Origin of the sequence: Mucilaginibacter sp. OK283 (genome assembly GCF_900110415.1) — a bacterium.
Lineage (GTDB): Bacteria > Bacteroidota > Bacteroidia > Sphingobacteriales > Sphingobacteriaceae > Mucilaginibacter.
On the sequence record NZ_FODR01000002.1, the window covers coordinates 193,058 to 213,407 of the forward strand.

Below are 20,350 nucleotides of genomic sequence, written 5' to 3' on the forward strand. Positions count from 1 at the left end.
TAGAAAAATTAAGGTTAAAAAGCAAGGTTTGGGATTGTTTTGATATCGCCACACTCCCTGTATATGCCTTATGAAGTTAGTGGGCAAGCACCTAACCCAAGGTAAGGGCCGTGTTAACTGAAAATTTATTGCTGGTAAGCAGCCTGGCAAAGCCAGCCATAGCAGGATAAATACTTATTTAACATCGACGTTAAATTTGCCGTTGGTAATTGTTTTGGTTGCGCCGGAGTTGTCGGCTGCTATTAAAGTTCCGTTAAAAGCGCCCTCTATATTGGTGCTGCTGATGGATGATACGGTTATAGATGCCGGATGGTTGCCGGTGTAATCAATAACATAATCATTGGCAAAATTACTACTGCCGTTAATTTTATAGATGATTAAAATTCCGAATGGCGGGTTGTAATTTTTAGTTAGGCTGTATGTGCCCACGGCAATGGCATTTGGCGAATATATATCCAGTTCCATTTTATCGGCGGTAGCGGAGGTGGAGGTTTTTGCCGAAATAAAAGCCGAGTAATATGTTGCTGTATTGCGATACCCCGAACTATCAATAGTATTGAAACTTTCATTGGCTCCGTCGATAGTTGCCGATATAGCACTACTGGCAGCCACCACAGGCGCGGTGTTTTTGTTGCACGATTGCCAAATAAATGCCAAACAAACAGCAAAAAGGAATAGTTTTTTCATCTGCATTGCTTTCATTTTCGGGTTGATTTATTAGTATGAATGTAAGCTTTTTTTAATTCAAAAATAACGAGTGTCCACGTAAATTATTCCTTGCAGAACAGTGGATGCCAGCAACAACAGCGCCCTCAATAAAGTCTGGTAAATGAACTTTGCCGGCATTGCAATGAGTTAAATTCGGGAGGCTATGATGTTATAATTGAAAAAGATATTATAAAAAACATTGCTTTGGTGGCATACGTAAGAAGGTATGACGACGAAGCTTATACTTTTATTTTATTGATGAGTAACCTTCGGGATAAAAGGTAACTGCTTTTTTGTATACCCATTAAATCACAAAGCCTCACGTACGTACGTGAGGCTTTGTGATTTAATCCGCTAATGATTATAATTTACCGCTTGGGTATACCCTTCACGCTATTTAACATACACAGAAACAACCTGGTTAGCCGATGTACGCGCACAACCTGAGCTCAGTACGGTGCATCCGGGATCCATTTCAACAAAACTGCCATTTTTCCAGTAACCGTTTTCGCCCGATGACGATGATGCACCGCCCGCATACAAATCGGTGTTATTGTATAAGAACAGCGAAGATACGTTTTCGGCAACTGCATAGGCCGATGGAGCAAGCATGGTGCCATTTTTCCAAACTGCCCCTGCCCCATTGTATTGCCCGCCTACATATACATCACTGCCCGCTACCAGTATGCTGGAAACGCTGTTGAATAAACTGTTGCCAGGTGTGTTTAACGGGATAGAAACGCCATTTTTCCAGAGGCGTGGTGCTTTATTTATGATTCCGCCCGTACCAGGGTCCCTTATTTCTTCAGTGCCGGCCACGTAAACGGCGCCGCCCGAAACAGCTATTGCCGTTGCCAGCGCGTTACCTGAGTGTATGCCATCGGTTATGTCAATTGGAGTGCCGTTTTTCCAGTAAGTGGCTTTTAAAATGGTAGAAGTTCCCAGGTATCGCGCCCCTGCCACGTATGTGTCGCCATTGCTCACGGCTAAAGCGTTGTTTAAATAATTACTTGTACCCGAGCCTCCGATATTAGTGACTGTTGTAGTTGTTAACTGGGTAGCCGTGCCATTTTTCCATACATAGTAAGTACCATTAATCTGGCCAAGGCAATAAACATCGGTACCCGAAACAACTATCGAAAACGTGTACCCTGTTTGTGAAGATAGATGCACAGCTGTGCCATTTTTCCAATAAATTGGTGTATTCGTAGATGCAGGCCCGGCTACATAAATATCGGTACCCGAGCCAACCATAGCGTAAGGGGTTGTACAATCGGTTATGGCCGTAAAGGATGAGTTTTTCCAATAACCAAAGCCTTTGACGATATCAGACCCAAGTACATACACACTTGGGCCGGCTACAGTATAAGTAAAAGCTAAGCCATTAGATGTGCCGCCAACAGTGGTAACGGTTACATTACCCGAACTGCCGCCGCCTGGCACTTTAACAACCAGTTGCGTAGTACTTGCCGTGGTAACGGTGGCAGCGGTCCCGTTAAATTTAACCGTATTATTAGCAGCTACGGCATCAAAATCGGTCCCTGTAATGGTAACTGATGCTCCTTCGGCAGCCGAGGTTGGATTAATTGCCGTGATAGTTGGGGCTACAATGTAGGTAAATACAGGCCCGGTAGCGGTTCCGCCCGATGTGGCTACAGTTACGGCCCCGCTGGTGGCCGCAGCCGGCGCGGTAACCACCAATTTTGTGGCTGTAGCCGATGTAACAGTTGCTGCCACACCGTTAAATTTTACGGTGTTATTAGCAGCAGTTGCATCAAAGTTTGTCCCGGTAATTGTTACGGCAGCGCCTGCTTTGGCCGAAACAGGGCTGATTGTGGCAACTGTTGGCGCCATTAAGTAGGTAAATACCGGCCCGGTGGCGGTTCCGCCGGTTGTGGTTACGGTTATGGCCCCTGTGCTGGCAGCCGCGGGCGCTGTTACAACCAAAGTACTTGCGGTAGCCGATGTAACACTTGCAGCAGTTCCGTTAAATTTTACGGTATTATCGGCGGCCGTAGCGCTGAAGTTTACTCCGCTGATAGTAACAACAGTGCCTGCTATGCCGGAAGCGGGGCTGATGGTATTAACCGCGGGCAGTTTTATAGGTATGATTATCGGGCTGCTTTTTTTACAGCCAGGCGAAACAAAAAGTATCGCAAAAAATATACAAATGGAGTAGCTGAGCTTTGTTTTCATAAGGTATAGTTTGACGTTTTAGCGCGAAGTGTTAAAACCGCATTTACTTGCCTATGAAATTGAGCATATTTAGGATGGTGGTCAATCCTCTTTTTGAGTGAATTGCGGGCAAACCTTCCTGATCAGCCTATTACAATATTTTTTCCTTCAGCGCCTTGGCTATCGCTTCTTTGCCACAGTTTACATGAAGTTTTAGATATATTTTTTTGAGGTGCGAGCGTACGGTGTCAAAAGCCATATTCAGCTCATCGGCTATTATTTTAATACTGTTCCCTTTTATTAAAAGCTGCAGCACATCAGTTTCGCGCAAGGTGAGGTTGTATTGGTTGTCGTTTTTTTGCTGAAATGACATGAGCACTTTTCTGGCAATTACGGGCGACATGGGCGCGCCGCCATCCAATACCTCGCGGATAGCATCAAACAGCCGGGCCGGCGGCGTTTTTTTTAATAAATAACCGTTGGCCCCGGCGCAAAGGCACTGAAAAAGCTTCTCATCATCCTCAAAAACAGTATACATGATTACGGCAGTTTCAGGGTGGGCTTGTTTTACCATAGCAACCCCGCTTATACCAGTTTTGCCCGGCATATCTATATCCATCAGCACAACATCAGGCTTAAGCCGTTCTATGATCTCTGCCGCCTGGTTGCAATTATCAAAATCGCCTTTAACTGCGTACTCAGGGTCGCTGTTAAGCAGGTAGGCCAATGATTCGCGCAGGCGGTCATTATCTTCAAATAAAACTATACTTACCGGCATAGGTGCTAAATTACGGTTTACTATTCAACAGGCCTATCACTCTTTTGAGTGATTAAAGCAGGGGTATTATAATGGTAAGTAAAGTACCTTCATTGCTGGCCGACAAAATTGAAATACTCCCTTTCCACTTTGCTAACCTTATTTTCATGTTTTTTATACCGTTACGTGCCGTAGGCTGTGTTGTATCAAAGCCTTTGCCATTGTCTTTAATAATCATTTGCAAATGGTTTTGGTTGGTTTGCAGGCTAATGTCGACATACGTTGCGGCGGCGTGTTTGTAAATGTTGTTTACCGCCTCTTTAAATACCAGGTAAATATCTTTTCTTTTTTCCATGTGCAGCTTTTTGTGGGCTATCTTTTCGTCAAAATGGAAATGATAGGCAATGTTTGCACCTTCAAACAATTCGGCGGTGTATCTTTTCATCCGCGCCACGGTTTGCTCATAGCTGTCATTTAGGGTGTTTATACTCCACACAATATCATCTAATGATTGGTTGGATGTATTTACTTCTTCGGTTATCCGCTTCAAAAATCGCCGGGCTTGTTCTGGTGCCGATAGGTTGGCGTTGCTGAGTTCGGTAAGTATATTGATGTTGCTGAGGGTTGAGCCGATGTCGTCATGTAAATCTGTGGCGATACTATTGCGGATAGCCTGAACCCGCAATAGCTGCCTGATGCGGTTAAGGTAGACGAAATAAATAATGCCGCCGGCGGTTATGATTGCTAAAACGATAAACCACCAGCTTTTATAATAAGGAGTTTGCACCGAAAAAAGCAAAGTGGCCTGGTTTGTACTCATTGTACCATCTGCCATTTGTGCTTTAACCCTGAAAGTGTAATTGCCCGATAGCAGGTTTGAAAACGATATTTGCCGGGTTCGACCTACCGAGATCCAATTTTTGCTCAAGTTATTAAGCCGGTAATAATATCGGTTCTGCATGCCGTCAACCAGGTTAACCGCGCTAAAAGCAATACTGATATTATTGTCGTTTGCCGGCAGGCTAATGCTTTGGGCCGGATTTAAATTATTGCCCGATGAAGTTACAGCGGTAATTAATACGCCCGTGGCACGGCGCGGCCGCAGCAATTGGTTTGGTATTGCACTGTAAAATATATGTGCGGTATTAAAATACACCTTATTTACGGTGCTATCGTACTTTACGCTTAACACAGGATCTTCTGACGATGGGTAGTAACCGCCAAATAAAAAAAAATGGCCGGTACCGGGTTCCATGCAGTTTAACCCGTTTTTAGTGCCAATCCATAGGCGGCTTTTATTGTCGGCAGCAAGGCTGTAAACGGTGTTTGATGATAGGGTTTCGGGCATATCAACCTTTTTAAATTTTTGGCTGCTGATGTCAAATTTCACCAGGCCCGCATTAGTGCCCATCCATATTTTACCCCTGCCATCTGCATAGATGGCGTTGATAACGCCATTATCAAAATCGGTATTATAAGCCGTGGGGAACAGCACAAATTTATGATTAGCACGACTCCATTTTACCAGCCCGCGGCCTTCGGTACCGCCCATCCACAGGTCGCCAAATTCATCCTCGGCAATACAAACGGGGAACCTGATGGGCAGTGGATTGTTTTTATCCTTTTTTGAATAAAGCTGCAGCCTATTATTGGTTAAATTATAAGCGGCAAGACCATTCCCTTCGCCAAGGCCCATCCAAAGTAAGTTTTCTTTGTCGGTAAATTGGGTTACCACGGGGCATTTTCCAATCAATAGCACATTTACCGGCCGGGGCACGGCCTGGCCTTTTTTCCATTCATATATACCTCTTTGCGTACCTATCCAAAATTTATCCCTGCCCGCAGCCCTGATATTCCAGGTATCATTTACGCCGGCAGTTTCCCCCATTAATATTTCCTTCCATGGCGAATTGATCTGATTGGTGTAAAATAACCCGCCACCGGTGGTGGTTAAAAAAATATGGTCCTTAACCACAAAAGTGCCCGATAGATCTATCCCCCGCTGATCTTCGGCGTTATATGCCGGCAGCTCAGTTGTAGAAACCCCGTTGGCTATCAGCGTAAACTTATACAAACCATTGTTGGTGCCCACCCAAAGGTTGCCTTCGGTATCAAACAACGTGCAAAACACATGTTGTTTGGGTAATAATATGCCGCTTTTAAAGCCGCTATGCCCAATGGCCGGTGTATCGGTGTTCCAGTACGCCAGCCCACCATCGCTTAGGGTACAAGTTGCAAGCCCATTGTTTAGCAGGTTGATGTGCGTGTTATAATATATCTGGCCTTTTCCGGGCAAATGATTGAAAGTTGAGGCCGTTACCTGGCCTGATATGGAATTCAAAAAGAAAACACTATCAACCATGTGTTTCACAAACCACAGATTTCCGTTTTTATCAAATGCGATATCCCTGACATTTAAACTATCTATCACCGATAGGGGATACCCCTTTAACTGGTTTAACGGAATAATTTTATTGCTTGTGGGAGTATAAATATGATATTGAATTTTTTTACCCTTCACCAATCTGAAAAGAACGCTCCCGTTGGGTAGGGCGTGGATGCTTTCTACGAACATAACCCAGGTTGCTCCCTGGTCATTAGGCCCTTTGATAAATTGAAGTATGTTAAGGTTTTGATCAAGTTTATAAAGTCCCGTTTGCGAGGCCGCCCATATATTATTTTGCTTATCTACCGATACGATATAGAAATTATTTTCGAAAGGGAACATTTTTGCCGAAGCCGGCACCAGCAGGTTTTTAAATGTATTGGCCCTGGTATTAAACATGCATAAGCCGGTTGATGTGGCTACCAGTAACCGGTGCCCGGGGAATTTTTGTACGGAGATGATATTATTGCCCGGCAGCGAGCTTGTTGCTCTGGAATGATGAAAATTTTTAAACTCAACCCCGTCATACCGGCTTAAGCCGTAGTTGGTACCCAGCCATAAGAAGCCATCATCGTCCTGGCAAATTGTATTGATAGTGGCATCAGGCAAACCATCTTTTACAGAAATATATGTCGGCAGAAGTTTGTCCAGCTTTTGTGAGTGGGCAGCAGGTACCATACCATTCAGTAATAAAAACAAGATTAGTTTTCGGTACATGTTTTGAGATAGTTAAAGATATGATATTCAGTTAATTGTTTGGCTGGTAAAAAAATATTTTAACCCACAACAGCCTGGTACCGTCAGGGTAAACGCATCTAACCGGGTTAACATAACTTAACACGTTATAAAAAATATTTTTTATAAGTACTTTATAATCAATGTTTTGTATTCAGTTATGGTTAGCGCTAAACTGAGCGTACAATTTAGAAGCATCTAAATATTTGTGCCTGTTGTTGGCCAATGCAAGTCCCTTTGGTGCCTGGTGCATTTAACCGGTATCAGCCAATAAAAACAAGGTATAGTTTGATGCTTATATCTTCCCGGTTGTCCGTAGTCTACCGCTATTGGAATGTCTGGCAAGCTACCACAAGTGTTTTTTGCCGCCTTCAGCCTTATGGCCCGCTGATAGGTAAACGCCATGCTAAGTAATGATATGCAAATCCAGGGTGCGCGTTTCATCCGGGATTTTGTATTTTTAAAGGGAGCAAAAGAGTAATACAAGAGCGTAAGGTTAAATAACAAACATGGTTGATTGGCCTAAAGGTATGGCGTATACTTAGCATGTGGGCCACAAGGCTGGAGCCTTGCGGCAGCGGGTGGGGGAAACAGGATGATAACAGATAAAAAAGAAATAGCAGAATTTGTTAAACAAGCAAAAAAGAAATAATAATGAAGCGACGCCTATTTTTTATACTATTCTTTTGTATAGGAATGTATAAAACATCTTTTGGACAATATTTTAAGATAATAGAATTTGATTATAGTTACAAAGATGGTTTTTCCATTAAGAGTAAGGATCATTCATTTAAAATTCAAAATAGAAAGAGTAAAACCGTTGAAATGTCTTATCCGATAAAGATGGGTATTGATATATACTCCGAAAAAGACACGATTGCAATGATTAGTGAATTGTTAAAAATTGAAGGAGATAAAAGACCTTGTATTTTACCAGTCATTTGCTATAATTCTTTGAGGTCTGAGATCTTCATGGGCGAAACAAAGCAATACTCGTTGCAGGTTGAGGCTTTGTTCATAATTAACCAATTATATTTTAGTCACCCATTTAATTACTCTCCATTTCCGGCATTGTTTGATGAAAGAGATGAGTCTATATTAACGATGAATGAAAAAGGTATAGCTAAGGCTTATGCTCAATATCGACAGTGGTTTGCCGAAATTAAGACTGTAGGATTGTCTGTCGCAAGGGAAAGGAAAATTTATCCCTTAAATGGTTCAATCAGGTGGTATTGATTAGATTGGTTGTAAACGGCGGCGTGACCGCTATCTCCAGCTACCGCAAGCGTTTTTCGCTGCTGCAAGCCTCCATGCTTGTGGCCCGCTGATAGGTAAACGCCATGCTAAGTAATAAATATGCAAATCCCGGATGTTTAATTTCATCCGGGTGTTTGTATTTTTAAACGGAGTAAAGAGTAATACAAGAGCTTTAAGGTTAACAATAAACATTGTTGATTATCCTAAAGGCATGGCGTGTACTTAGCATGCGGGTCACAAGCCAGGAGGCTTGCGGCAGCGGGGGGCTTGCGGTAGCTGAGGCACAAGCCAGGAGGCTTGCGGTGCGAAGGATCAACTAAAGGGAATGCAGTTGACGATGAAAACGAAATTCGGCAAGATCTCAACCTACCTTTAAGACCGTTTGATCCCTTGCATAAAGAAAGTAACTTCAATCATTAGTTTTAATATGTATTTAGAATATGAAAAAAAATGTTTTTTTTTATTTGGTTTTATGCACGTTCATGGCCTCATGTAATTTCGCAACTCCTAAAAAAGAAGTAAGGCAACGCCGCGTTTCATTATTCTGCCTCAAAGAGAATGATACGGTTTATGTTAAGATTACAAATAACACCGATAGCACCATTTATATCCCGGGAAAATATATGCCGGACTTTACAAACAATGATGATACGCTTCATTTTGAAACGATTAACAAATTTAAATATGGTGTTACCCGTTATTATCGATATAAGCATGTATTGGCTTTTGAGTTTTATACAACCCGGGAAATAAATGGCATTAAAGCCGATTCTGTAGAAGAATATAAATCGCAGGTAACATTTTTTAATCAATTTCGGGTTCTGCCAATGCGCGATATAAAACCTGGATCGTCATTTATTGAAAGGCTCGAGTTTGACGTCCCCCGATATGTAACTGTGGGGCAAGCCGTATATTATAAGAGTCCATTTTTTCAGAAAAATCAAATTAATTCTCAATATTTATATAAAGATTTTCTGCTTTTTGACAGTTTGCGTGCAAACTACGTTAATGCTCCGGTTTTGAATAGATATCGATAAATATTCCCCCAGCTATCGCAAGCGTTTTTCGCTGCCTCCAGCCTCCAGCCTTGTGGCCCGCTGATAGGTAAACGCCATGCTAAGTAATGAATATGCAAATCCTGGATGCACGTTTCATCCGGGATTTTGTATTTTTAAACAGAGCAAAAGAGTAATATAAAAGTATTAAGGTTAAACAACAAACATGGTTAATTGGCCTAAAGGTATGGAGTATACTTAGCATGTGGGCCACAAGGCTGGAGCCTTGCGGTAGCGGTAGCAAAGGTAGTTGTGAAAGCTGCCCATGACGGTAGTGCTCCTGTGCTTGCGACCAACAAGAGTCAAAATAGGGCGTACGTGAAATACTATACCATGATGGGAATCTAAAACAATAATGGAAAATATATTGCGACTGATATTTTTATGATAAAGGGCCTCAAATCGGCAACTGTGGTTCCTTTGCATCCTGCCACAAAAAAATAATAATTACACTATGAATAAAGAAGAAAAGATATACGAACTTTCAGGGATAGTATTGCGATATCTAACAAAAAAGATAACCGAAAACCTTCGAAGACTATATATGGATGTTGATTTTCAGGAAAACAACATAATCTTGACGGCGTATTTCGAAACAGAACCTAGTTGCATCGAGTTAGACTTACTAGATGATATTGTTACGAACAGTATGGTAGCAATTGCCGATTTTAGCGTCGAGGCGAGGGTTAAATTATTTGAGGATTTCAGGTACGATGAAAAACACGACGACCTCATCTTCGCTTTTTTTGATGAAACCGAATACGACTATGATTTGTGACAGAAGCCGGCAAGCAAATTTTTTTTGCCTAGTTGTAAATAGTTTCCCTGTATCGCAAGCGTTTTGTCGCTGCCGCCTTCAGCTACTGCAAGGTCTTTTGCTGGTATTAATTTATGATATTTTGTTTTACTTAAAAATATAAACTACCAGTTGTGTACCACCCCGTACCAGGGTGTACCAGGGTGTTTCAGGGTGTACCAGGGCGTACCAGGGTGTTTCAGGGTGTCTCGTCCGTAGTGGTACACACACTTTGGTACCAAAGCCAGCCTCTATGTTGTAAGTTTAGTTCTGCTCCATGGCTGTTTCTCAAATCTAATTTAAAAAAAATTTGCGCAAGTAAAAGCTTGCATTTATATTTGCAAGCAAATACTTGCGCAAATGAAAACCAGACGAGATGTTTACCAGGCCATAGCCGACCCTACCCGAAGGGCTATAATTAACATGATTGCTACACAGCCGCATAATGTAAACACTATAGCTGCAAACTTTGATGTTACACGCCAGGCTATATCGTTGCATATCCAGATCCTGGCCGATTGCGGCCTTATTAACGTTAAGCAGCAAGGGCGCGACAGGTTTTGCGAAGCCCGGCTCGATCAGCTCAGCGAGGTATCGGCCTGGGTAGACCAGTACCGCCAGCATTGGGAAAGTAAATTAGATAACCTTGAAAACTATGTAGTACAATTAAAAAATGAACGAAATGGAAAACACAACAAGTAACACTGCCGACCGCGAATTACGCTTGACACGCACATTGGATGCCCCGGTTGAACTGGTATGGGAGGTATGGACCCAGCCCGAACATATTGCCCAATGGTGGGGCCCCGATGGCTTTACCAACACCATAAGTAAAATGGATGTTGAACCCGGCGGCGAATGGGACCTGGTAATGCATGGCCCCGACGGAACAGATTATAAAAACAAAAGCATATTTAAGGAGGTAGTGCCGCTCAAAAAAATTGTATATGAGCATATTAGCAGCCCAAAGTTTGTTGCCACTATTGAATTTGAGGCACAGGGCGACCAAACATACCTGAGCTGGCATATGCTGTTTGAAACGCACGAGCAATTTATACAGGTGGTAAAAACCTTTAAAGCCGATGAAGGATTAAAGCAAAATATAGAAAAGCTAAACCAATACGTAAAAGGTATAAGTTAGTTTTAAACGTAGCCTGTGGCGAAACACCTTAAAAAAAGGCTAATCGCGCAACTTTACTGCATTTTTGGTAGCCCCGGCCGCGAAGGATAAGGGGCTGCCGGCTTTTGAAATGTCGCCGCCGTCAATTTTAATATTACTGCAGGCGGCGCCTTCAACCCGCATAAAAACAGCTGCCGGGCTAAGTACACGCGTTGCGGTTAGTAAAACATCCTGCGCGTTAATCATCCGCAGTACCGATTCGGCGTCTTTATTGCCCTGCGCGCTGAGGCCGTTTATTGCTGCATCTGTTACCTGGTCAAAAACAAGGGCGGGCCTTAATTCGGGCGTGGCAACTTCAAACCTTACATTATTTAGTGTAAGGCCTTTGGCATAACGGGCATATAAACCATAAGCCGGAAAAACTCCGTCGGCATAATATTCGCCCGCGTTTTTAGGTACATCGCGTACGGCCGCGTCTTCTGCAGTTCCCCCTCCGGCAAAGGTGATATGAACATCGTTAAAGCTAATGTTTTCGAGCAAAAAGCCATCGGCGCCGTTAATGGCTATACATGATTTGATTTCGCCGGGGTGATAGTTGCTGGTAAATTCGGCATCGGCAAGTTGCACCGGGACAACCACATTGGCATGAATGCCATTGAAAGATATATTACGCGCAGTACCCGGATCATCTATCGAGCCCATGCCGATTGATATGGGCCCCGTTACCTTATGCATCACCAGGTTGGAGAACGAGATGTTTTCTATCCGCGAGTGCCGTTCGCAACGCATTTTTATAGGGCAGCCGTAGGCTTCTAAAATGATGCAGTTAGAGATGGTAATATTTTCGGCAACCCCGCCGCCAAAACGGAAAACCGACCAGCGTGTGCTAAACGTACAATTGGTAATGGTTATAAACCTGCAACTGCCAAACAGCGCGCAGGCATCATCCTGCGATTGCACATCGCAGTTAACCATATGAACATAATGACAGCTGATGAAATGAAAGCCATCGTTATTATGGATAACCCGGCCACGGATGTGGATGCCATCGAGCTTTACATAACTGCTTTGAATAATGCGTACAGAGTGATAGGCGCAGTCTTTAAGATATATATCATTAACGACAAGATTTTGGCATTGGTAAAAAAGCAGGTGATAGGGGCGGTGATTGCCGCTGATGCCGGCCGGCGATGGCGCGCCCTTTGTGGGGCTACGGAACTGCGCACCCTGCCCGTCAATAGTGCCCGGGCCTTCAACGCGGATGTTTTCGGCCTTTACGGCAAATAACAAGCCTACATTGCCATCATTTAATGTGGTATCGCCGGTAATTGGGATGGCCTGGGCGGCGTAGTATTGTTTGCCATCTGCACTGCCCAGTAATTTGCCTTGCTGGGCAATATACAGGGTTACATTGCTTTTCAGCTCAACCGTGCCGATAACAAACACCCCGGCCGGCACCAGCACGGTGCCACCCTGATCTTTATTACAGGCATCAATGGCTGCCTGCAGTGCTTTGGTATTAAGTGTTACACCATCGCCTTTGGCGCCATAGTCCATAATGTTATAAATGCGGGTACCCAACATCGGATCGGCTTTTTGGATGTTTGCAGGCTGTGCGTGTAAAAAAGTGGGCGCTACTGCAATCATGCCGGCACCTGCGGATGCTTTTGTAACTGTTTTTAACCAGTTGCGCCTTGAAAAATTATCGTCGTGAGGTTCCATTGGTTATTAGGTAATAAAAATAAAATGTTTTCCCGGCCTGTTTAACTTGCTATAATTGGTTATTAAGGTATCGGCCAAAATCAAAATTAGGTTTATTTTGATGGGGATATTAACCTGTTTTGGCTAAACAATAATCCCGATTGTCATAATTAAGGCGGGCCGTATTTTTTTTCTGCCGGGCAATATATTGGGGGGCATTTTTAGGAGAGAAGCCTTAAATGGCGAAAATTGGCAAAGTATATTCGTGTGCGTTGCAAATGCTATCGGGTTTGTTGCAAATTGCAGATCGGCAACCCGCGACAATTACATTACCCCCACAGTTTTGGGCGCAAAACCGAAGTGGCGGGAAAAACTGGCCGAAAAACTGGCCGGGCTGCTGAAGCCAACCATATAAGCCACCTCAGATACGGTGGCAACGCGGCGCTGGAGAAGATTATGTGCGTATTGAAGGCGAATAATACGGATCAGTTCGCCCGGCGCCTGGCCGATAAGGCCCTTTAATTTGCGATGCAGCTGTGTGCGGCTGAGGCCTATGTCGCGGGCAAGTTGGTCGGCGCTGTAGCCCTCCTCATCCAGGTGGCTTTCTACCGCGTTGCGTACCCGGGCGATAAAGTCCTGCTCAATTGAGGGCATCGATAGTACATCGCTAAACCAGAGGTCGCGGCTGCTATAGTGTTCGCGCAATTGATTGCGCACATTGATCAGGTTTTCTATAAGGGCAAATAATTCGCGTTTATCAAAAGGTTTGCCCAGGTAGGCATCCGCACCGGTTTCGATACCCTGCACCTTACTGTCCATATCAGCTTTCGCTGTGAGGATGATGATGGGTATATGGCTGGTTTTTTCATCTTTTTTGAGTGTGGCGCTCACCTGGTAACCATCTTTCCGGGGCATCATCAAATCGGTAATAACAAGGTTGGGGATGTGCTCCAATGCTAAGGCAATGCCTGCATCCCCGTCGGCCGCGCTTATAACCCGGTATTTACCGGTAAGCGATTGCTGCATAAATTCCCTCAGCTCATCATGATCTTCGATGAGCAGTACCAGTGGTTTGTCGGTGTCGACAACCGGCAGAGCGCTGTCGTCCGCATTGGTGGAATATAATGCTTCACTGTACACGGTTTCTGCCAGCGGGCTCCCGCCGGCTTCGGCAACCTGGTAGGGCATGCGGATATTAATTTCTGTAAACAGCCCTTCCATGCTTTCTGCCCTTATCTGGCCTCCCATCAATTCTACCAGCTCCTTAGCTACGGCCAACCCTATGCCCGTACCTTCTGCCGATCGGGTATCTGAAGGATCGGCCTGGTAAAACCGGCTAAAAATGTACGGCAGTTTTGAAGCAGGAATGCCGCGCCCGGTATCCCTTACAGTTATGCTCAAAACATTACCAGGCGCACCGGTATCTTTTTGCAGCAATACTTCTACCCGGCCATTGTCGGTAAACTTGATGGCATTTGAAAGTATATTGAGGATAATTTTATCCAGCTTGTCGCGGTCGCCCGATATCCAAAGATTATCCCAGTCTGATGCAAAATGCAGCCTGATCCCCTTTTGCACAACCAATGATTCGTATGAGTGTATATGCATCCTGATAAGGGCCACAAAATCTAATGGTTCCCTGCTCACTTCCATTAAGCCGCTTTCCAGCTTACTCAGGTCAAGCAATTGGTTGATAAGCCTGAGCAACCGCGCGGCGTTACTCAGGATGAGCCGTATGTATTTTGTGGCATCCGTGCCGGTGGCGACAGATAGCAGCTCATTGGCCGGATTGATAATAAGTGTTAGCGGTGTTTTAAACTCATGGGTTATATTGGTAAAAAAACGGGATTTAACTACATCCATTTCCCGCAGCTTATCGGCCTTTTCGCTAAGTTCGGCTGTACGTTGTTGCACAATTTCCTCAAGCCGTTTAGCTTCAGCTGCTATTCGTTCCCTTTTTTCGGTTTCCTGTGCAAGCGCCTGGGCAGATAGCTTTTCTACTTCGGCCAGTTTAGCTGCCAGGTTTTGGTTGGTGCGGGCAAAATCAAGCGCCAGGTAAAGTGACAAGCAAAGCGGCAGAATCAATTGGCCTATGCTCATTACAAACACCCGTACAGAATTGAGTTCATAGGTCCATAGATGAAACACATCGGACCAGGCAAAAAAGTAAACCAGTACAACTGCTACCACGCCTGTAGCGATAAGCCATACACCCCGCTGCTTTTTTTTGATTAGATGGAATGCAGACCAAAAACCATCCATGATGCAAACAAAGAAAACCACAGAAAAATAATCGTCGTGTACATTGGCCCGTAAAATAAAATAATTTAAAAAGTACCCTATGAAATAAAGCATGTTCACGCCGGTTAATGCAACCACACGCCAACGTGGTACCCTGCCATAGTCCAGCACATAAAGTAGCATCACGGCTCCCCACATCATCAAAACTTTGCATTCTTGTGTTAAAAAGTCGGCATAATACTGCACCAACGGAAAACTTGTAAAATAAAACAAGTAAATACATATGCTGTTAATACCCACCAATAGCACAAAAAGTGCATAGTATAAATTTAGTTTTTGCCTGGGATAAAAAAGGAACAACAAAAAATGTAAAACGCCCAATATAATTTCGGCAGCCGCGCACATGGGCACAAAGCTAAAAAGTTGCCTGCTGTGGGTAATGTGTTTTGAAAACGGTTCATAGTCGCCTATCAAAGCCTCAAACCCCCAAAAGTTGGCGTAAACGCCAAAATAATTGGAGTAATGCATGGTGATGAGATGGGGGCGTGTGTCATTGAACCACAGCGGGATAAGGTCTCTTGGGGCGCGTATAGCTTCCATTTGCTGCGCCGAATGGCCAACCTTACCATAGCCCCCTACTTGTTTTCCGTCGATAAATATTTCAGATGCCCCATCGTGATTGATGCGGAAGGAGAGTTTTTTGCCTACCAGGTTTGTGTCAACTTTTAGCCACAGGCCAAACCAGCCAAGCCCCTGCCACCCAGGTGGTGGATCAGATTTTCCGAAAGCAGTATAGTGCAACGCATTCCAGCCGTTGGTGCTGTTTAAGGACCGTTTCCCCTGGGGCAACTCTCCGGCATGAAAAAACCATAGGGAATCGCGAAGGGATACTTCGTGTAATGTTCCAAAACTGCTGCCGCGTATTACCACAGTATCCTGCCCGTATGCCCCGTTAGCGGCGCACAGCAACATACACCACAGCAGGGTGCGCCATAAAGGCTTGCTTAAAAACATATTTTCGATAATAGGCAGAAAATGAGAAATAATTCTTATCACTCAAAAATAATACTTTCGGCCCGGGAATCAAAGGCATTTTATAAACAGGCTGGTTTAACTGGTAGTTATTTTTTTTTACCATGCCCTTTCTGTGGAGTTTTTATTGTACGGCCAGTGTCACAGCCTTTTGTTTAATCAATCATGTTTAATGTGATAATTCCAGCGTCGCTGTCAGGTGGGTGTAGTCATGTCAACTTTGCATATAATAATTTATTAACCGGGTATGGGCATTGTTTGAATTGCCGCGCTATAAATATTAATATTTATTTATTGCTTCCAATGAAAAAGATCAGGCAATATAACCTGTTACTGGCTTATCTTAGTTTAAAATAGCAGGCCTTCGCACAGATTTGGTTCAATAAAGTAAATAGGATAGCCTTATCTTTAAGCGCACATTTTTATCTGCGGGTTAATTTAAACAGTAGTTTGCTGTTTAACATGACTTTAAGGAATATTAAGCCAACATGTGATGACAACCCTTCTAAAGAAAAATATAAACACACACATCTCGCTTTCGGATGCCGAAATGGAGTCGTTCTGTGATTTGTTTCAACATAAAACCATCAAAAAGAAAAGCTTTTTATTGCGTGGGGGCGAAGTTTGCAAATTTGAAGGCTTTGTTGTGAAAGGGCTTTTTCGCGTTTATCATATTGATAAAAATGGCTTCGAACAAATACTATATTTTGCAATGGAAGATTGGTGGATAACAGATATTGATAGCTTCACCAATGGTTTACCATCTCAACTTTATATTGAGGCGCTGGAGGATAGTGAAGTGCTTTTAATTTCTAAAAAGGATAAGGAATTTGCCTACATAAATTTGCCTAAAATAGAGAAGCTGTTCAGGGTGATGACCCAAAAAACACATGTTGCCTTACAACGCAGAATGATTGACAACCTGGGTAAAACCGCCGACCAGCTTTATCTTGACTTTATCGAAAAATATCCGGGCCTGTACCAGCGCCTTTCTAACCTGCAAATAGCTGCCTACCTGGGTATCAGCCACGAATTTTTGAGTAAAATAAGACGGAAAATTGCCGGTAAGAAATAAGCCGTATTTCATTTATTGAACTTGTTCAATGTTTTTGAGCTGTGGATGATAGCATCTTTACAGCATTATTAAAACGATAAAATGAAACACATTCTTTCTGTAATATTCTTAACAATCCTAATTTCATTCAAAATGGACGTACAAGCACAAAGTTTCAAAACTATTGAAACAGGCAGTTTTAAACTCGAGGTATATAACGCATCAGAAAACAGTTTTGGGGTAGCATCAGTCATCGTATCAGGAAAAAAAGACGCTGTTTTGATTGATGCGCAATTTACATTGCAAGATGCCGAAAAAGTAGCCGGCGAAATCAAAAAATCAGGTAAAAAACTAACAACTATTTATGTTTCCCATGGCGATCCTGATTTTTACTTTGGCCTGGAAGTATTCAAAAAGTATTTTCCCGAAGTTACCGTTTATGCAGCGGCTGCAACGGTTGAGCATATTAAAGCTACAGCACAAAAAAAATTAGAAGTGTGGGGCGAGCGGCTGGGCAAAGGCATTACATCCAACGTAGTTTTGCCACAGGTATTAAAAGGCAACAGCATCGAACTGGAAGGTGAGAAATTAGAAATTATCGGACTGGAAGAATTTCCTTCCAAAACCTTTGTCTGGATCCCGTCGGCCAAAGCGGTTGTGGGGGGCATCAACGTATTTGGAACAACTTTCCATCTTTGGATGGCCGATGCGCAAACAGCCGATGCCCGTAAACAATGGATAAATGTTTTGGATAAAATTGAAGCGCTACAGCCGGTTATTGTAGTTCCGGCCCACGCTAAATCTGAAAGTGCGTTTGACATGAGCGCTGTGCAGCATACTAAAAGCTATATCCAGGTGTATGAAGAAGCTTTAAAAACCAACAAAACTTCTGAAACATTAATTGCCGCTTTAAAAGCCAAATATCCTGCCCTTACTTTCGACATTGCCTTGCAAATAGGCGCGAAAGTAAACACCGGCGAAATGAAATGGTAAAATCAGTATTCACATTTAGCCTGGCGGCGCCAAAAGCATCGCCATGCTGTTTTTAAGCAAACATAAAATGACCAATCTGGAAATTATAAAAAGCACTTATGAAGGCAAAACTTCAAAAGAGAATGGAAGAAATTTAGCTATGTACGTAGCAGAAAACCTTGCGTGGACAGAAGCCAAAGGCTTTCCCTATGCCGGAACATATATTGGTTTGGCCAGTGTTGAAAAAAACGTTTTCAGCCGTTTAGGAAGCGAATGGGTGGATTATAAGTTTACGCCCGAAGATTACGTGGCCAGCGAGGATAAGGTTGTTGCCTACGGCACTTATACCGGCACGTACAAAACTACCGGAAAATACTTTGAAGCAAGGGTAGCCCATGTTTGGAAATTAAAAGACGGAAAAATTACGGGCTTTGAACAGTTTGTAGACAGCCAGCCTGTAAACAATGCCATGAGGTAAACTAACCATTCACGGTTATCCAACCCTGGTAATGCCGGCCGGTAACTTACACCTAAGGCGGCCGAAAAAGCCTCCATAAAATATCCGGATACAACAGTTATTTTGGCAGAGTACACCATGGTATCACCAGCCAATTACTTTGATCATAGCCTAAACCTGGCGGCTTACATAGATATCCGATTTACATTACTATTTCAACTGGCTGCAGAATTTAGCCATCGATTTGGGTGTCATACTCCAGTCAGGCGCTTTAATGCTGCCCCATGCTTTAGGGTTATCATATAAGTTAAAGTAGCATACACCAAAAATATGCGGATTGGCATTTATTGTTTTGGCGGCATTGGCAAGCCACTGGTCCTGAAAACTTTCCGGGCCTTTAACGCCAAACTCGGTTATAAATAAAGGCTTGTCCAAAAATCTCATCCTAAAATATTTGCGGTTAAATATGGTGCTGAATGCCTCCTGCTTATCCGGGTCGGTTATGTTTTTATCAGGCAGGCCATAAATAGCTATGCTTATATAATCAACTACATCGCTGCCGGGCCAAAAATCAGCCGATCCTCTGTCGCCCGCGGGACCCCAAACCTTTTTTACATTTTTGCCTGGCCCGCCGTTAAACTGCATAAAATAGCGGTAGGCGGCAATGTAGGTAACCGGGTCCTGGCTTTGCCATGCATAACGGTGAATCGGAATCTCCATTTCGTGCATCCACCGCAAGTAAACCGTTTGATCGGTTGCCGAAATAATGTTGAATAATTTCGTTATCTGCTTATCAAAAGTACCATTTAGTATCCTTTCCAATGTAAGGGTATCGGCTTTGTGGGCAGCATCTTTCCAGGGCTCCATAGTAACAATAACACCATGGTGTCGGCCGGTAACCTCCAAAAAGCTTTTTTCAAATTCACCGCGCTCTACTTGTCCCAAATCGGTAAACAAATGTTCAACGCTGATGGTTTTTTGATCAAGCAATCGTTTATTCGGATCAAAAACGCCAACCTGCAGCACTTTTCTGATGGGCTTTGCTTTGCAGCTATCGGTATAATTACTATCGGAGTATACCGTTTGGCGGTATTTGTTAATGTAGGCCTTCTCTTCGGCCAGCCATGATGCATTGAAAGCGCCTTTGGTAATGTTCCAAACATCCACAATTAAAACCGGCTTATTAATAAACCGTAAGCGGTGCAATTTCTGCCTCATCATCTCCTGTGGTGTTTTCACCATCGGAAAATAATTAAGGCTATATTCAGATGGACTGCCAAGGGTGATGCTTACATAATCAACATTTTTATTCCCGGGCCAGTATTCGGTATCGCCGGGGTAGCCGGATGGGCTCCACACTACTTTAGCGTTGGGTGCATACTGCTTTAGCTTTTTTGCAAAATAATTAAATGAGGTAATGTACGATGCCGGCGATTGATATTGCCAGGGATAAAAATTTGTGGGCACCTCCATATCCGGGTTCCAGCGGATGTATGCCTGGTGGGGTACTTTTACAATGATGGACGCTAATTCGCGTATCTGGTCGTCAAATTTTCCTTTTTTTAACTCTGTTAAAACATCTGTATTATAGTTTACGCCCGATAGCCAGGTTTCAACAGTTAACATTACATCGTGCTTTGCCAGCTCGTTTTCAATATCACCCTTGTCCGACCATAGTGCGTTGTTTCGCCAAACTACCTTATATGCTGTTGTACTGCCCGGTTGCAAATCGGTGCCCGGATTGTTAGCGTTAAAAACGGCAAGTAAACGATCATCGGTCGGATAATAAATGTTAAGATAATAAGAGCGGTACCAGGGGTTAAGCAGCCAAAGCGCCACCACCAGCAATACAATGCCCAAACCAATAAATAAATAACGTTTTGAACGGGTACTTTTCAAGATTG

General features: G+C 43.4%; 15 protein-coding genes. 8 read left to right on the forward strand and 7 right to left on the reverse strand.

The features are described from left to right. Nucleotides 1–174: 174 nt before the first annotated feature. The 4 genes from BMX56_RS05610 to BMX56_RS05625 form a co-directional block, all read right to left on the reverse strand. Nucleotides 175–687 (reverse strand): hypothetical protein, encoded by a 513-nt coding sequence (locus BMX56_RS05610; protein ID WP_143065372.1) that lies wholly within the window; start codon nt 685–687, stop codon nt 175–177. A 414-nt stretch (nt 688–1,101) separates the two neighbouring features. After that, nucleotides 1,102–2,904: an IPT/TIG domain-containing protein gene (locus BMX56_RS05615; protein ID WP_090642169.1), complete on the reverse strand. Its 1,803-nt coding sequence runs from the start codon at nt 2,902–2,904 to the stop codon at nt 1,102–1,104. A gap of 130 nt (nt 2,905–3,034) precedes the next feature. Then, nucleotides 3,035–3,661, reverse strand: a complete 627-nt coding sequence (locus BMX56_RS05620) for a response regulator transcription factor (protein ID WP_090642172.1) — start codon at nt 3,659–3,661, stop codon at nt 3,035–3,037. A gap of 52 nt (nt 3,662–3,713) precedes the next feature. Then, nucleotides 3,714–6,743 (reverse strand): ligand-binding sensor domain-containing protein, encoded by a 3,030-nt coding sequence (locus BMX56_RS05625; protein WP_090642175.1) that lies wholly within the window; start codon nt 6,741–6,743, stop codon nt 3,714–3,716. A 672-nt stretch (nt 6,744–7,415) separates the two neighbouring features. Here BMX56_RS05625 and BMX56_RS05630 point away from each other — a divergent pair. The 5 genes from BMX56_RS05630 (at nt 7,416) to BMX56_RS05650 (ending at nt 11,010) form a co-directional block, all read left to right on the forward strand. Then, entirely contained in the window at nt 7,416–7,997 is a 582-nt protein-coding gene (locus tag BMX56_RS05630) for a hypothetical protein (RefSeq protein ID WP_090642178.1), read from the forward strand. A 461-nt stretch (nt 7,998–8,458) separates the two neighbouring features. Next, complete coding sequence (locus BMX56_RS05635) at nt 8,459–9,055, forward strand: hypothetical protein (protein ID WP_090642191.1); 597 nt, start codon at nt 8,459–8,461, stop codon at nt 9,053–9,055. A 667-nt stretch (nt 9,056–9,722) separates the two neighbouring features. Then, nucleotides 9,723–9,851: a hypothetical protein gene (locus tag BMX56_RS30465; protein WP_255369778.1), complete on the forward strand. Its 129-nt coding sequence runs from the start codon at nt 9,723–9,725 to the stop codon at nt 9,849–9,851. A gap of 378 nt (nt 9,852–10,229) precedes the next feature. After that, nucleotides 10,230–10,571 (forward strand): ArsR/SmtB family transcription factor, encoded by a 342-nt coding sequence (locus tag BMX56_RS05645; protein WP_090642197.1) that lies wholly within the window; start codon nt 10,230–10,232, stop codon nt 10,569–10,571. Further along, nucleotides 10,552–11,010 (forward strand): SRPBCC family protein, encoded by a 459-nt coding sequence (locus BMX56_RS05650; protein WP_090643912.1) that lies wholly within the window; start codon nt 10,552–10,554, stop codon nt 11,008–11,010. Before BMX56_RS05645 ends, BMX56_RS05650 begins: the two co-directional genes overlap by 20 nt. A gap of 39 nt (nt 11,011–11,049) precedes the next feature. Here the strand turns inward: BMX56_RS05650 and BMX56_RS05655 are convergent, their stop codons facing one another. After that, on the reverse strand, nt 11,050–12,711 hold the full coding sequence (locus tag BMX56_RS05655) for a glycoside hydrolase family 28 protein (protein WP_218152387.1): 1,662 nt from the start codon (nt 12,709–12,711) through the stop codon (nt 11,050–11,052). Nucleotides 12,712–13,014: 303 nt separating this feature from the next. Continuing rightward, nucleotides 13,015–15,945, reverse strand: coding sequence for an ATP-binding protein (locus tag BMX56_RS05665; protein WP_090642204.1), 2,931 nt, complete (start codon nt 15,943–15,945; stop codon nt 13,015–13,017). A 511-nt stretch (nt 15,946–16,456) separates the two neighbouring features. Between BMX56_RS05665 and BMX56_RS05670 the strand changes: the two genes are divergently transcribed. The 3 genes from BMX56_RS05670 (at nt 16,457) to BMX56_RS05680 (ending at nt 18,467) form a co-directional block, all read left to right on the forward strand. Continuing rightward, complete coding sequence (locus BMX56_RS05670) at nt 16,457–17,038, forward strand: Crp/Fnr family transcriptional regulator (RefSeq protein WP_090642207.1); 582 nt, start codon at nt 16,457–16,459, stop codon at nt 17,036–17,038. Nucleotides 17,039–17,170: 132 nt separating this feature from the next. Beyond that, nucleotides 17,171–18,010, forward strand: a complete 840-nt coding sequence (locus BMX56_RS05675) for an MBL fold metallo-hydrolase (RefSeq protein ID WP_177183729.1) — start codon at nt 17,171–17,173, stop codon at nt 18,008–18,010. 67 nt (nt 18,011–18,077) lie between these two features. Next, on the forward strand, nt 18,078–18,467 hold the full coding sequence (locus BMX56_RS05680) for a nuclear transport factor 2 family protein (protein ID WP_090643922.1): 390 nt from the start codon (nt 18,078–18,080) through the stop codon (nt 18,465–18,467). A gap of 189 nt (nt 18,468–18,656) precedes the next feature. Here the strand turns inward: BMX56_RS05680 and BMX56_RS05685 are convergent, their stop codons facing one another. After that, on the reverse strand, nt 18,657–20,345 hold the full coding sequence (locus BMX56_RS05685) for a glycoside hydrolase family 26 protein (RefSeq protein ID WP_090642212.1): 1,689 nt from the start codon (nt 20,343–20,345) through the stop codon (nt 18,657–18,659). Nucleotides 20,346–20,350: the final 5 nt, after the last annotated feature.